Here is a 13,059-nt window from a genome sequence, read left to right on the forward strand (position 1 = left end):
TCCGGCAGGACAGAGGGGGGCGCCCTGGCTCAGCCTTGGCAGCCTTTCCAGCACCCATGACCGACTACAAAACCCTCATCGACGCCGAGACCTGGGCGTTCATAGAGCGGACCAACTCCTACTATCCGCCCGACACGATCGACTACACGATTGCGCAGCAGCGCGAGATTTACGACCGCATGTGCCGCGAATTCTTTGCCGGCTATCCCGAAGGCGTTGCGGTCGAAACCTCAGCCATAGCGACGCCCACGCACGATATCCCGATCCGTACCTACCGAAGCGCACAGCAAGCTGCGGTGACGGTGCTCTATGTCCATGGCGGCGGCTTCATCCTCGGCGGGCTGGACAGCCATGACGATGTCTGTGCAGAGCTGTGCGCGCGCACCGGCTATGAGGTGGTGTCGGTCGACTACCGGCTGGCGCCGGAGTATCTGCATCCGGCGGCCTTCGACGATGCGATGAGCGCCTTCGAATGGGCCGCCGCCAATCGCGATCATCCTATCGTGTTCTGCGGCGACAGCGCCGGCGGCAATCTCTGCGCCGCCGTCAGTCACGCCACGCGCGGCCATTCGAAAAGGCCGGTTGGCCAGGTGCTGATCTATCCCGGCCTCGGCGGAGACCGCTCGAAAGGCTCCTATGTCAAGCACGCCGAAGCGCCGATGCTGACCGTGCGCGATCTCGAATTCTACAAGCACATCCGCACCGGCGGCGTGGATAGGACCGGGGACATCACGCTGGCCCCGCTCGCCGACATCGACTTCTCCAACCTGCCGCCGACAGTACTGATCACTGCCGAGTGCGACCCGCTGTCATCGGATGGTGAGAACTATCGCGACCTAGTCGTGGCGGCGGGCGGACGCGCGACCTGGTTCGAGGAAGCGGGGCTGGTGCATGGTTATCTCCGAGGCCGGCACACGGTCGGCCGCGCCCGCACCAGCTTCACCCGGATCGTCGATGCGATGACCGCGCTTGGACAGGGCGATTGGCGCTGGTGATCGCGGCTAGACTCTGAGGGCCGACCGGCGCCGGCTCACCCTACCGAAGCGGCCGCCGCCCGGCCGGCGCTGCGGCCGGAAAAGATGCAGCCGCCGAGGAAGGTGCCCTCAAGCGCCGCGTAACCATGCACGCCGCCGCCGCCGAAACCGGCGGCTTCGCCGACCGCATAAAGCCCCGCAACCGGCTGGCCATCGGCACCCAGCACGCGGCTGTCGAGATCGGTCTGCAGGCCGCCCAGCGTCTTGCGGGTCAGGATGTTGAGGCGCACCGCGATCAGCGGGCCGTTTGCCGGATCGAGCATCTTGTGCGGCTTGGCTGTGCGGATCAGGCGGTCGCCGAGATAGGCGCGCGCTCCGCGCAGGGCGGTGATCTGCATGTCCTTGGAGAACGGGTTGTCGACCTGCCGGTCGCGGGCGCGGATCTCGCGCTCGACCTGGGCGACGTCGAGCAGCGGCTCGCCGCCGGCCAGCGCGTTCATGCGCGCGACCAGCGCCGGCAAATCGGCCTCGACGATGAAATCCTCGCCCTTCTCCATGAACGCCTTGACCGGACCCGGAATGCCAGATGTGGCGCGGCCGAGCACCTGGCGCCAGCTCTTGCCGGTCAAATCGGGGTTCTGCTCCGAGCCCGACAGCGCGAACTCCTTCTGGATGATCTTCTTGGTCAGGATGAACCAGGAGTGGTCGAAGCCGGTGCTCATGATGTGGTTGAGCGTGCCCAGCGTGTCGAAGCCGGGATAGAGCGGCACCGGCAGGCGCTTGCCGCGCGCATCGAGCCACAGCGATGACGGGCCGGGCAGGATGCGGATCGCATGATCGGTCCAGATCGGCGCCCAGTTCCTGATGCCCTCGACATAATGCCACATGCGGTCGCGGTTGATGATCGAGCCGCCAGCCTGTTCCGTGATCGCCAGCATGCGGCCGTCGACATGATCGGGCACGCCAGTGATCATGCGCTTCGGTGCGGCGCCCAGCCGTTTGGGCCAATTCTCCCGCACCAGTTGATGGTTGGCGCCGATGCCGCCGGAGGCGACGATCACCGCTTGCGCGTGAAGCTCGAAATCGCCGGCGACATCGCGCGAGCTCTTGTGGCCGCGCTCGGCGGTGCTAGACTGCAGGATGTCGCCGCGCACCCCGTCGACAGTCGCACCCGTGCGGGTCAATTCATTGACCCGGTGGCGGAATTTGAAGCTGATCAATCCGCGTTTTTGCGCCTCGCGCACGCGCTGCACGAAGGGTTCGAGAACGCCAGGGCCGGTGCCCCAGGTGATGTGGAAGCGCGGCACCGAATTGCCGTGGCCGATGGCATTGCCGCCGCCGCGCTCGGCCCAGCCGACCACCGGAAAGAATTTCAGGCCGCGCTGCATCAGCCAGGAGCGTTTTTCGCCGGCGGCAAAGCCGACATAAGCTTCCGCCCATTTACGCGGCCAGAAATCCTCGGGCCGGTCGAAAGCCGCGGTGCCCAGCCAGTCTTCCAGCGCCAGGTCATGCGAATCGCGGATGCGCATGCGCCGTTGCTCGGGCGAATCGACGAGGAAAAGGCCGCCGAACGACCAGAACGCCTGGCCGCCGAGCGACTGCTCCGGCTCCTGGTCGACGATGATGATTTTCTTGCCGGCCTCGGCAAGCTCGGCGGCGGCAACCAGCCCTGCAAGGCCGGCGCCGACAATGATCACGTCCGCATCGTCAGCCATCTTTCCTCCCAGAATTAGCCGGCTACTTCAATGCAAGGGTCAGACCGTCTCCCAGCCTTCTTTGCCGCCGGCGCGGAAGATGGCGTCGATGACTTTCTGATTGAGGATGGACTCCTCCAGCGTGAAGACGCGTTCCTTGCCGCCCTGTGCCGCACGCGCGAAGGTCTCGACCTCCAGCCGGTACTGCTGGGTGCCGGGAAAGCGGAACACCTGCGCCTCGGTGTGGTTCTGGTTGTGCAGCTCGACACGGTGATGGTCGTAGAGCCCGGCATTGAAGGGCGAGAACAGCTCGATGAAACCATTCTCGCCGTGGAACACCATGACCTGGCGCGCCGCCATCTGCGTCGACAGGTAGAAGGACAGCTCGAAGTCGCCGAAATCGGCGCGGATCGAGGAATAGATGTCGGTGCCGAATTTCTTGTCGCGCTCGATCGTCGCCTGCACGCGCAGCGGCTCCTTGCCGGTCGAAAAGCGCGTCGACACGGTCGGGTAGACGCCGATGTCGGGCAGCGCGCCGCCGCCGAGGTCGAGCTGGTTGCGCATGTTGCTGGGGTCGACATTGTAGTAGGAGAAGGCACCCTGCACATGGCGCAGCCGGCCGATGGCGCCGCTGGCGATGAGGTCGCGCACCTTGATCCATTGCGGGTGGTAGATGACCATGAAGGCCTCGCAGACCAGCACCTTTTTCTGGTCGCGCAGCTTGATCAGCGGCAGGATGTCCTTGGCGTCGAGCGCCAGCGGCTTTTCGACCAGCACATGCTTGCCGGCTTCGATGGCCTTTGCCGTCCATTCGACATGCTGCGAGGTTGGCAGCGGGATGTAGACGCCGTCGACCTCGTCGGAAGCAAGCAGTTCCTCATAGGAGCCGAAGGCATGGCGCGCGCCGAAGCGGTCGGCGAGCGCCTTGGCCTTCGACAGGTCGCGGCTGGCGATCGCCGACAGCACGCCGTTCTCCGCCTCGACCATGGCCGGCAACAAATGCTCGCGGCCGATCTTGGCCGTCGACAACACACCCCATCGGAACATCAGGCTTCTCCATCACGATTACAGGCAACGAGGTTTGCCCGAAATCGCCGGAAAAGCCAATGCACAGTGCTGGTTCCTCGCCCCACGAAGTGGGGAGAGGTGGCCCGGCGAAGCCGGGACGGAGAGGGGTCTTCGTAGCGTGTCCAGGCTTGCTGACTCGAGCGCTCCATAGGCTTTGCTAATGACCGCCCATGACCGCTTTTAGAGGGCTCTGCCGCCGCGACCGTCGTCCCCCTCTCCGTCCCGGCTTCGCCGGGCCACCTCTCCCCCGCTTTGCGGGGGCGAGGAACCCAAGTTCCGCAACCACTCAGCCGCGCTTTCCAGTCAGCGTCATGTCGAAGTCGACGATGTTGGAATAGATCGGCGTGCCGACACCCATGTCGTAGCGCGACCTCAGCACCTTGCCGGTGACATGGAATTTGATCATGCCGGCCTTGAGACCGCCGAGCTCGGCCGTGAATTTTTCCGGAAACGTCTTGCCGCGCGCCGTCAGCCGGCCGCTGACGAGGGCCATGCTGTCGCTGGTTCGGGTCACGCTGGTCGAGCGGAACTGGATCTCCGGGTTGTTGGCGGCATCGAACACCGCGTCGGAGCGCAGGAAGGCATCGATACGGCCCTGGCCGGTGCCGACGCTTTCGGGAAAGATGGTGAAATTGACCTCAGAGCGCCCGACATCGCTGTTGTCGATGCGGATCGAGCCCTTGAAGCGGGCGAAGGCGCCATTGAGGCCGCCGCCGCCGACCTTGCCGATGGAGAAGCGGATGCTGGAGTTGGCCGGGCTGATCGAATAGCTGCCGGCGGCGTCACCAAGCGCGACGGCCGCTGAAACAGGCATGGCGAGGCAAGCGGCGACCGCCGCAAATCCGAAGATGCGCGTGTACATGGGAATGTTCCTTGTTGGAGGCAGCGCATTCCTGCGCCCTCACTCCATGAACGAATGAACCGCTCGCTCTATTCCGGATCTGACGAAGGCGTGATCATGCGCGTGAGCACGCCATCCCGGAGCTGGAAATGATGCCGCAGTGCCGCCGCGACGTGGAGAGCCACAAGCGCCATGCCGGCATAGGCGAGATACCAATGCGCCGCCGCCCAGAAGCTTTCGGCACCATCCGATTCGGCCAGCGGCAGGTTCGGCATGACGAACAGGTTGAACGGCAGGCTGGGTATCTCCAGCATCGAGACCGACACCAGCGCCCAGCCGGACAAGGGCAAGGCAAGCTGAAACGCGTAGAGCGCAAGATGGGCCAACGGTGCTGCCCGACGCTCCAAAATCCCGATCGAGCGCGGCAGAGCCGGCGTTGCATTGCCAAGGCGCCAGGCGATGCGCAGGATGATCAGGCCGAGCAGCAGGAAGCCGGAGGATTTGTGCAGCTGGATCAGTTCGAAGGCGGTGCGCTGGCTGGTCAGCCGCACCATGACGAAGCCGAGAGCGGACTGGCCGATGAAGATCAGCGCAATCAGCCAGTGAAGAATGATCGCGCCCCAGCCATAGCGGGTGGTGCTGTTGGTGATCGATGTTTGCATCGTTGGTGAACGACCGCGATCCCGGTTTTCTTCCACCAGGGGGAGGGGCGAGCCCGCTCTATCCACTCACCTTGAAGAAATCGACAAACGCCCTGAGCGCCGGCCGCATCTGGCGGCGGCTGGGGTAGTAGACGAAGAACCCGTCGAAAGATGGACACCAGTCCTCCAGCACGCGGATCAGCCTGCCGTCGGCGAGCGGGGCGCGGACATAATCCTCAAAGACGAAGGCAAGCCCGGCGCCGTCGACCGCGGCTTGCGCGATCAGATGGTCCTCGTCGAGGATCAGCGGTCCCTCCACCGCCATCTCGATCGCCTCGCGGCCTTTCTCGAATTCCCAGCGGTAGAGGATGCCGCTGGAGAAGCGGAAGCGGATGCAGCGGTGGCCGGCCAGGTCGCGCGGGTGGCGCGGCTTGGGGTTGACCTCGAAATAGACCGGCGCGCCGACCACCGCGCCGCGAAGGTCCGGCCCGATGCGCACCGCGATCATGTCGCGCTGCAGGCTCTCGCCAAGCCGGACGCCAGCATCGAAGCCGCCTGCCACCACGTCGGTGAAGCGGTCCTCGATGACGATCTCCAGCACGATGTCGGGATAGGCCGACGCAAAGGCGCCGAGCCGTGGCGTCAGCGCCAAATGGGCCGCCGTGCGCGGCACGGTCAGCCGCAGATTGCCGGCCGGCCGGTCGCGCGCCTCGACCGCCGTCTCCAGCGCCAGATCGATCTCCGACAGCGCCGGCCGCAGCCGCTCCAGCAATTGCGCACCTTCTTCGGTGGGCGCGACACTACGCGTGCTGCGCGACAGGAGGCGAACACCAAGCCGGGCTTCGAGGCTGGACACCGCGTGGCTGACCGCCGACGGCGCGATGGCCAATTCCCTGGCGGCGCCGCGAAAGCTGCCGCATTGGGCAACGGTTGCCAGCACGGCCAATTGGGAAAGATGCGCGCGATTCATTGATCTCTTTTTTAGTACAGCCTGTGCGGATGAGAGCCGATTATCGAACACAAGGCAAGGCGCTATTTCTCCCGCATCGCAACAAGGAGACGCGTTATGCAAACCCGCAAGCTAGGAACTGAATTGAATGTCTATCCCGTCGGCCTCGGCTGCATGGGCATGAGCTTCGCCTATGGCGGCCAGGCGGAAGCCGACGCGATCGCCACGCTGCACCGCGCCGTCGACATCGGCGTCAACTTCTTCGACACGGCGGAGGTCTATGGCCCCTTCGAGAACGAGATCCTGCTCGGCAAGGCGCTGAAGTCGGTGCGTGATCATCTGACGATCGCGACAAAATTCGGCTTCAAGATTTTGGAGGAAGGTTCAGGCCTCGACCGCATGGCGGGCGTCGACAGCCGCCCCGAGCACGTCAAGGCGGTCGCCGAGGCCTCGCTGAAACGGCTGGGCACCGATGTGATCGACCTCTACTACCAGCACCGTGTCGACCCCAACGTGCCAATCGAGGATACGGTCGGCGCCATGGCCGAACTGGTGCGCGAGGGCAAGGTGCGCGCGCTTGGCCTGTCGGAGGCCAGTGCGGCGACTATCCGCCGGGCGCATGCCGTGCATCCGATTGCCGCCGTGCAGAGCGAATATTCGCTGTGGAGCCGCGACCCGGAAGACGAGGTGTTCGCCGTCTGCCGCGAACTCGGCATCGGCTTCGTTCCCTATAGCCCGCTCGGCCGTGGGCTGCTGACCGGCACGATCGCCAAGCCCGAGGCGCTGAGCGACGACGACTGGCGTCGTGGCCTGCCGCGTTTCCAGGCAGATGCGATGGAAGCCAACGCCGCCGTTATCGGTACGCTGGAGAAGATGGCGGCCGAAAAGGGCGTGACCTCGGCACAGCTGGCGCTGGCCTGGGTGCTGCACCAGGGCGATTTTATCGTGCCGATCCCCGGCGCGCGGAAGATTCGCCATCTCGAGCAGAACACGGCGGCGGCCGGGATCGCGCTGAGCATGGCCGAGGTGCAGGCGATTGGCGATGCGTTGTCGCCGGATAAGGTCGTGGGCAAACGCTATACCGAGGAATTGCTGGCGCTGGTGAATGGGTGAGCCGGTCACTGCGAGACAAAAAGGGGCGCTTCGGCGTCCCTTTCGTATGTCGCGTTACGTGAAGAATGCAAGACCTTGGCGCGAGGCACCCCCCTCTGTCCTGCCGGACATCTCCCCCGCAAGGGGGGAGATCGGATGTCACCCGCGCTTTCGCAATCACAACGTTGCAAAAAAGAGTGCCGCCGATGAAGCTGCTAATCTCCCTCCTTGCGGGGGAGATGGCCGGCAGGCCAGAGGGGGGTGCCTCGCGCCAACATTCCGGCCACTCCCTACCAAGGCACGACAGTGATCTCCGGCCAATACTCCTGGGCGCGTCTGCCCTTCGCCTCATGCGTCTTCTGGTTGTCCATCACCCGGTTCGGCACTATGCGGAATGAGAAGATGTCGTCGAGCCCGAAAGGCGCAACCAGATCGAGCTGCTCGTCAGCATCGTATCGAACCCCGACGGCGTGCGTCTTCGAAGCAAAATAGCTGATGGATTCACTGGAACTCGTATAGCGCGGGCACGGCCGTCCGAATTTCTGCGGATACCACAGATGCACCCGCGCCTGGTTGCGCACCTCGACCGGCAGCGGTAGCCCTTCGAAATGCGCCGCCGCCCGGCGGATCACCGCGTCCTCGGCCTCGTAGGACAGATCACCGTCGTCGAAATAGAAGAGATCAACGTCCTTGATGCCGTAACCCGAAGGCTTCCCGGTCAGGTGATTCCAGATGCTGTTGTAGAGCGCGCCGGAAACGATCAGCCAATCCGGAAGGTCGAGCGTGCAGGCGCGCGCCAACGCGTCGCGGACCAGCGGATCCGCCGACACGATGGCGAGGAACGCTTCGCGTTGTGCTTCGAACGGGAGCCCGGAATAGCGCAGATGATCCATCACCCTTTGGAGGGCGATTCGCTACTTCCGGGCAATCCTCAAAAGGAAAACGCGTAGAGCGGCGTTGGCCGCTCTACGTCCTCAGAACGCCGCCCGTCTGCTTGCCGACATTCTCGACGATACGCTTGGCCAGCGCCTCGAAATCCTCGTCGGTCAGCGTCTTTTCGACCGGCTGGATCGACACTTCGATGGCAATAGACTTCTTGCCCTCGCCCAGCGAAGCGCCTTCGAAAATGTCGAAGACCGAAACAGCCGTGATCAGCTTCTTGTCGGCGGCGAGCGCTGCGCGAACCAGCATGCCGGCCTCGACCGACTTGTCGACGACGAAGGCGAAGTCGCGCTTGACCGCCTGGAAGGGGGACAGCTCCAGTTTCGGCTTGGTTTTCGTCGGCTTGGCCTTCGGCTCGGGCACAGCATCGACAAACACTTCGAAGCCGCACAGCGGGCCGGAAACATCGAGGCCTTCCAGCGTCTTCGGGTGGAATTCGCCGAAGGTGCCGAGCACGGTTTTCGGGCCGAGCTTGATCGTGCCGGAACGGCCGGGATGATACCAGGCCGGGCCGCCGGCCTCGATCTGCAGCCGGTCGACCGGCGCGCCGCAGGCTTCGAGTGCGGCAATGGCATCGGCCTTGGCGTCGAACACGCCGACCGGGCCTGAATTGCCGGCCCAGTTGCGGCCGGAACCGTCGAGCTTGGCGGTGCCGCGGCGCACGCCAGCGGCCACGCGCCGCTGCTGGTCGGCGCCGTCGCCCTCATAGGTGCCCGACACTTCGAACAGCGCCACGTCGCCGATACCCTTGTCGGCGTTGCGCTGGGCAGCCGCGATCAGGCCCGGCAGCAGCGACGGCCGCATGTCGGACATGTCGGCGGCGATCGGGTTGGCGAGCTTCAGCGCGGTCTGGCCACCGCCGAACAGCTCGGCATGCTTGGCCGGAATGAACGACCAGGTGACGGCTTCCATCATGCCGCGCACGGCAAGCGCGCGCTTGGCGGTGCGGGTGCGGACCTGCAGCGTGGTGAGTATCCTTGCGTTGACCGCGTCATGCGCACCGAGCGGCTGCGGTGCGATGTTGTCGACGCCGTGGATGCGCATGACCTCCTCGACCAGGTCTGCCTTGCCATCGACGTCGGGGCGCCAGGACGGCACGGCGACATCGACGACATCGCCCGATCCCTCCGGCTTGAAGCCGAGGCGCGACAGGATGTCGAGGCTTTCCGCCCTGGGAACCTCGATGCCGGTCAGCCTCTTCACTTCCGAAAGCGGGAAGGAAACGATCTTCGACTTGTGGCCGGCATAGCCGACGACTTCCATTTCGGTCGGCGTGCCGCCGCAGAAATCGAGCACCAGTTTCGTTGCCAGCTCGACGCCGGGAACCATGAATTCGGGGTCGACGCCGCGCTCGAAGCGGTAGCGCGCGTCGGTGATGATGCCGAGCGTGCGGCCGGTGCGCGCCGTGGTGATCGGATCCCAAAGGGCCGATTCGATCAGCACATCTGATGTGTTCTCGTCGCAGCCCGAATGCTCGCCGCCCATGATGCCGGCGATGGACTCGACGCCGTTGTCATCAGCGATGACGCACATCTCCGGCGTCAGCGTGTATTCGCGGCCATCGAGTGCCTGCACCTTTTCGCCATCGCGCGCACGCCGCACGACAAGATTGCCGGCGACCTTGCTGGCATCGAACACATGCAGCGGGCGGCCGCGGTCGAAGGTGACGTAGTTGGTGATATCGACCAGCGCGCTGATCGGTCTCAGCCCAATGGCGATCAGCCGCTGCTGCAGCCATTTTGGCGACGGCCCATTCTTGACGCCCTTGACCAGGTTGAGCGCGAAACCGGGGCAAAGCTCCGGCGCTTCGATCGTCACCTTGACCGGACACATGCCGCTGCCGACATGCGGCATGATGGCACCGCCGACGAGGCGGCCAAGCCCGCTCGCCGCCAGATCCCTGGCGATGCCGTAGACGCTGGTGGCGTCCGGCCGGTTCGGCGTCAAATTGATCTCGATGACCGGGTCGTCGATATGCGCATAGGCGGCGAAGCTGGTGCCGACAGGCGCATCCTCAGGCAGGTCGATGATGCCGTTGTGCTCGTCGGACAGTTCCAGCTCGCGCTCGGAACACATCATGCCGTGGCTTTCGACCCCCCTGATCTTGCCGACCGTCAGCGTCACGTCTATGCCGGGCACATAGGTGCCGGGCGCGGCAAAGGCGCCGATCAGGCCGGCGCGGGCATTGGGCGCGCCGCAGACTACCTGCACGGGTGGCTTGCCGTCGCCTATATCGACGGTCAGCACGCGCAGCCGGTCGGCATCGGGATGCTGGACCGCCGTCAGCACCCTGGCGATGACGAAGGGCGTCAGGCTCGACTTGTCGTCGACATGCTCGACTTCGAGGCCGATCGAGGTCAGTCGCTCGACGATCTCGTCGAGCGTGGCGTCGGTCTCGAGGTGGTCCTTGAGCCAGGAGAGGGTGAATTTCATGGGACTGTTCCGTCTGGTCTTTTGACGCTTGTTTTCAGATGTCTCGGCAGGTCGTCGGATATATGCAGGAAGGCAAGCTGTTCGCCGACATAGGCATGCTGCGTCGGCTCAAAATCGGCCGGCGCATCCATGGCGCCGAGCATGAAGTAGATGTCGTCCTCCAGCCGCTCGTCGACATAGGCGATGGGCGAGCCGCAAGTGCCGCAGAACGAGCGCGTCACCGGGCCGTTCTCATACATCTTCAGCGCCTTGCCGGTGAACGCGACCTGACCGACCAGGAAGCCGACAAAGGTCGACACCGGCGCACCGCTGGCCCGCCGGCAATCGCCGCAATGGCAATAGCTGACGTGATGCGGTTCGACGGAAGCTTCGAACCGCACGGCGCCGCAGCGGCAGCCACCGGCGTAGGGCGCTGTCATGCGCTCAGGCCTCCGAACAAAGTCGGCATATCCAGCGGCCTGAAGCCGTAATGCGACAGCCAGCGCACGTCTGCATCGAAGAAGGCGCGCAAATCCGGCATGCCGTATTTCAGCATGGCGATGCGGTCGATGCCCATGCCCCAGGCAAAGCCCTGATATTCGTCCGGATCGAGGCCGCCATGGCGCAGCACGTTGGGATGCACCATTCCGCAACCGAGGATCTCCATCCAGTCGGAGCCTTCGCCGAAGCGCACTTCGCCGGGCCTGGAGCGGTCACACTGGATGTCGACCTCGAGGCTCGGCTCGGTGAACGGGAAGAAGGACGGCCGGAAGCGCATCTTGACCTGCGGCACCTCGAAGAAGGCCTTGCAGAACTCCTCCAGCACCCACTTCATGTTGGCGACGTTGGCCGTCTTGTCGATCACCAGCCCCTCGACCTGATGGAACATCGGCGAGTGGGTGGCATCCGAATCCTGGCGGTAGGTCTTGCCCGGAATGACGATGCGGATCGGCGGCTTCTTCGTCTCCATGGTGCGGATCTGCACCGGCGAGGTGTGGGTGCGCAAAAGCTTGCGCTCGCCCTTCTCGTCCGGCTGGAAGAAGAAGGTGTCGTGCATCTCGCGCGCCGGATGGCCTTCGGGGAAATTCAGTGCGGTGAAATTGTAGTAGTCGGTCTCGATATCGGGACCTTCGGCGATGGAGAAACCAAGGTCGCCGAAGATCGCCGCGATCTCGTCGATGACCTGGCTGATCGGGTGGATACGACCGCGCTCGGCCGGCGACTGCCGCACCGGCAGCGTCACGTCGACCTTTTCGGCGGCGAGGCGGGCGGTGATCGCCACATCCTTGAGCTCAGCCTTGCGGGCAGTCAGCGCGTCGGTGACGCGGTTCTTGAGGCCGTTGATAACAGGGCCTTTGATCTGGCGCTCCTCGGCGGTCATCGCGCCCAGTGTCTTCAGCATCTCGGACACGCTGCCCTTCTTGCCGAAAGCAGCGATGCGCACGGCCTCGATGGCCGGCTCATCGGCGGCCGAGGCGATCTCGGCCAGAAGTGAGGTTTCAAGCGTATCCAGGCCAGTGGTTGCGTCGTTCACGGTCAAACTCGCTACGTTGGGAGGTCGGCCTCAAAGTGAAAGTCACTTCTAAAGTGAAATCACTCCAAGGATCAGGCATAAGAAAAACCCGCGCCAGCCGTGCCAGCGCGGGTTCCCCAAATCAGAATTGCAAATGCTTGGGAAGCGCTGGTCTTAGGCGACAGCGCTTTCAAAAGCGTTCGGCGTGGTGTTCTTCAGATATTCGAGCGCCACCTTGGCCTTGGCGACCAGGGCTGCGAAAGCCTGCGGCTCGTGGATGGCCATGTCCGACAGAATCTTGCGATCGATCTCGATGCCCGACTTGTTGAGGCCGTCGATGAAGCGGCCATAGGTCAGACCATGCTCGTGCGTCGCGGCGTTGATGCGCTGGATCCACAGCGCGCGGAACGAGCGCTTGCGGTTCTTGCGGTCGCGATACGCGTACTGCATCGACTTTTCCACCGCCTGCTTGGCGATGCGGATGGTGTTCTTGCGGCGGCCGTAGAAGCCTTTCGCGGCTTTCAGGACCTTCTTGTGCTTGGCGTGCGAAGTGACGCCTCTTTTTACGCGTGCCATGTCATGATCTCCTTAAAACGTGTCCGGACCGAATGCCTTAGAGGCCGTTCGGCAGAAAATTCTTGATGACCTTCTTGCCATCCGGTTCAGCCAGAACCATCGTGCCGCGGGCATTTCGAATGAACTTGTTGGAACGCTTGATCATGCCGTGACGCTTGCCGGCCGCAGCCGACAGGACTTTACCCGTACCTGTGATCTTGAACCGCTTCTTGGCGGCGGACTTGGTCTTCATCTTGGGCATTTTGCTACTCCGTATCGTTGGCGCACTATCGCGCTTCTTGTTCGCTTCGGGCCGACCAAAGCCCGAAAAGCAAATGAAACCGCCACGGCATGCCCTGCCGGGCGGTTTTCTTGAAC

13 protein-coding genes are annotated in these 13,059 nt (G+C 64.1%); 2 read left to right on the forward strand and 11 right to left on the reverse strand.

Translation table 11 applies throughout. The annotated features are described in order from the left end of the window. The first annotated feature begins 56 nt into the window (after positions 1-56). Complete coding sequence (locus MESCI2_RS0131325; protein ID WP_027039933.1) at positions 57-995, forward strand: alpha/beta hydrolase; 939 nt, start codon at positions 57-59, stop codon at positions 993-995. 35 nt (positions 996-1,030) lie between these two features. Here the strand turns inward: MESCI2_RS0131325 and MESCI2_RS0131330 are convergent, their stop codons facing one another. The 5 genes from MESCI2_RS0131330 to MESCI2_RS0131350 form a co-directional block, all read right to left on the reverse strand. Next, positions 1,031-2,689, reverse strand: a complete 1,659-nt coding sequence (locus MESCI2_RS0131330; RefSeq protein WP_027039934.1) for an FAD-binding dehydrogenase — start codon at positions 2,687-2,689, stop codon at positions 1,031-1,033. Positions 2,690-2,728: 39 nt separating this feature from the next. Next, positions 2,729-3,715: a Gfo/Idh/MocA family protein gene (locus MESCI2_RS0131335; RefSeq protein WP_027039935.1), complete on the reverse strand. Its 987-nt coding sequence runs from the start codon at positions 3,713-3,715 to the stop codon at positions 2,729-2,731. Positions 3,716-4,022: 307 nt separating this feature from the next. Beyond that, entirely contained in the window at positions 4,023-4,598 is a 576-nt protein-coding gene (locus MESCI2_RS0131340) for a YceI family protein (RefSeq protein ID WP_027039936.1), read from the reverse strand. A gap of 68 nt (positions 4,599-4,666) precedes the next feature. After that, entirely contained in the window at positions 4,667-5,239 is a 573-nt protein-coding gene (locus MESCI2_RS0131345; RefSeq protein WP_027039937.1) for a cytochrome b, read from the reverse strand. A 58-nt stretch (positions 5,240-5,297) separates the two neighbouring features. Continuing rightward, positions 5,298-6,188 carry a LysR family transcriptional regulator gene (locus tag MESCI2_RS0131350; RefSeq protein ID WP_027039938.1) on the reverse strand — a complete coding sequence of 297 codons (891 nt, stop codon included), beginning with the start codon at positions 6,186-6,188 and terminating at the stop codon, positions 5,298-5,300. A 96-nt stretch (positions 6,189-6,284) separates the two neighbouring features. Here MESCI2_RS0131350 and MESCI2_RS0131355 point away from each other — a divergent pair, with 96 nt between their 5' ends. Continuing rightward, positions 6,285-7,280, forward strand: a complete 996-nt coding sequence (locus MESCI2_RS0131355) for an aldo/keto reductase (RefSeq protein WP_027039939.1) — start codon at positions 6,285-6,287, stop codon at positions 7,278-7,280. 269 nt (positions 7,281-7,549) lie between these two features. Here the strand turns inward: MESCI2_RS0131355 and MESCI2_RS0131360 are convergent, their stop codons facing one another. From MESCI2_RS0131360 to rpmI, 6 genes are all read right to left on the reverse strand, one after another. Further along, the gene (locus tag MESCI2_RS0131360; RefSeq protein ID WP_027039940.1) at positions 7,550-8,152 is read right to left on the reverse strand and encodes a nucleotidyltransferase family protein; all 603 of its coding nucleotides are present in this window, start codon (positions 8,150-8,152) and stop codon (positions 7,550-7,552) included. 73 nt (positions 8,153-8,225) lie between these two features. Then, the gene (pheT, locus tag MESCI2_RS0131365; RefSeq protein ID WP_027039941.1) at positions 8,226-10,634 is read right to left on the reverse strand and encodes a phenylalanine--tRNA ligase subunit beta; all 2,409 of its coding nucleotides are present in this window, start codon (positions 10,632-10,634) and stop codon (positions 8,226-8,228) included. After that, positions 10,631-11,053 (reverse strand): GFA family protein, encoded by a 423-nt coding sequence (locus tag MESCI2_RS0131370; RefSeq protein WP_027039942.1) that lies wholly within the window; start codon positions 11,051-11,053, stop codon positions 10,631-10,633. Before MESCI2_RS0131370 ends, pheT begins: the two co-directional genes overlap by 4 nt. After that, the gene (pheS, locus tag MESCI2_RS0131375) at positions 11,050-12,147 is read right to left on the reverse strand and encodes a phenylalanine--tRNA ligase subunit alpha (RefSeq protein ID WP_027039943.1); all 1,098 of its coding nucleotides are present in this window, start codon (positions 12,145-12,147) and stop codon (positions 11,050-11,052) included. Before pheS ends, MESCI2_RS0131370 begins: the two co-directional genes overlap by 4 nt. Before the next feature lie 153 nt (positions 12,148-12,300). Further along, positions 12,301-12,702, reverse strand: coding sequence for a 50S ribosomal protein L20 (rplT, locus tag MESCI2_RS0131380; RefSeq protein ID WP_023672281.1), 402 nt, complete (start codon positions 12,700-12,702; stop codon positions 12,301-12,303). A 37-nt stretch (positions 12,703-12,739) separates the two neighbouring features. Next, positions 12,740-12,943 carry a 50S ribosomal protein L35 gene (gene rpmI, locus MESCI2_RS0131385; protein ID WP_006201248.1) on the reverse strand — a complete coding sequence of 68 codons (204 nt, stop codon included), beginning with the start codon at positions 12,941-12,943 and terminating at the stop codon, positions 12,740-12,742. Positions 12,944-13,059: the final 116 nt, after the last annotated feature.

This window comes from Mesorhizobium ciceri WSM4083, from assembly GCF_000519305.1.
GTDB lineage: Bacteria > Pseudomonadota > Alphaproteobacteria > Rhizobiales > Rhizobiaceae > Mesorhizobium > Mesorhizobium ciceri_B.

Coding starts and splice junctions, on each gene's coding strand:
- MESCI2_RS0131355 (WP_027039939.1), top strand. CDS start 6,285: ATGCAAACCCGCAAGCTAGGAACTGAATTGAATGTCTATCCCGTCGGC.
- MESCI2_RS0131360 (WP_027039940.1), bottom strand. CDS start 8,152: ATGGATCATCTGCGCTATTCCGGGCTCCCGTTCGAAGCACAACGCGAA.
- rplT (WP_023672281.1), bottom strand. CDS start 12,702: ATGGCACGCGTAAAAAGAGGCGTCACTTCGCACGCCAAGCACAAGAAG.
- MESCI2_RS0131325 (WP_027039933.1), top strand. CDS start 57: ATGACCGACTACAAAACCCTCATCGACGCCGAGACCTGGGCGTTCATA.
- MESCI2_RS0131345 (WP_027039937.1), bottom strand. CDS start 5,239: ATGCAAACATCGATCACCAACAGCACCACCCGCTATGGCTGGGGCGCG.
- MESCI2_RS0131350 (WP_027039938.1), bottom strand. CDS start 6,188: ATGAATCGCGCGCATCTTTCCCAATTGGCCGTGCTGGCAACCGTTGCC.
- rpmI (WP_006201248.1), bottom strand. CDS start 12,943: ATGCCCAAGATGAAGACCAAGTCCGCCGCCAAGAAGCGGTTCAAGATC.
- MESCI2_RS0131340 (WP_027039936.1), bottom strand. CDS start 4,598: ATGTACACGCGCATCTTCGGATTTGCGGCGGTCGCCGCTTGCCTCGCC.
- MESCI2_RS0131335 (WP_027039935.1), bottom strand. CDS start 3,715: ATGTTCCGATGGGGTGTGTTGTCGACGGCCAAGATCGGCCGCGAGCAT.
- MESCI2_RS0131370 (WP_027039942.1), bottom strand. CDS start 11,053: ATGACAGCGCCCTACGCCGGTGGCTGCCGCTGCGGCGCCGTGCGGTTC.
- MESCI2_RS0131330 (WP_027039934.1), bottom strand. CDS start 2,689: ATGGCTGACGATGCGGACGTGATCATTGTCGGCGCCGGCCTTGCAGGG.
- pheT (WP_027039941.1), bottom strand. CDS start 10,634: ATGAAATTCACCCTCTCCTGGCTCAAGGACCACCTCGAGACCGACGCC.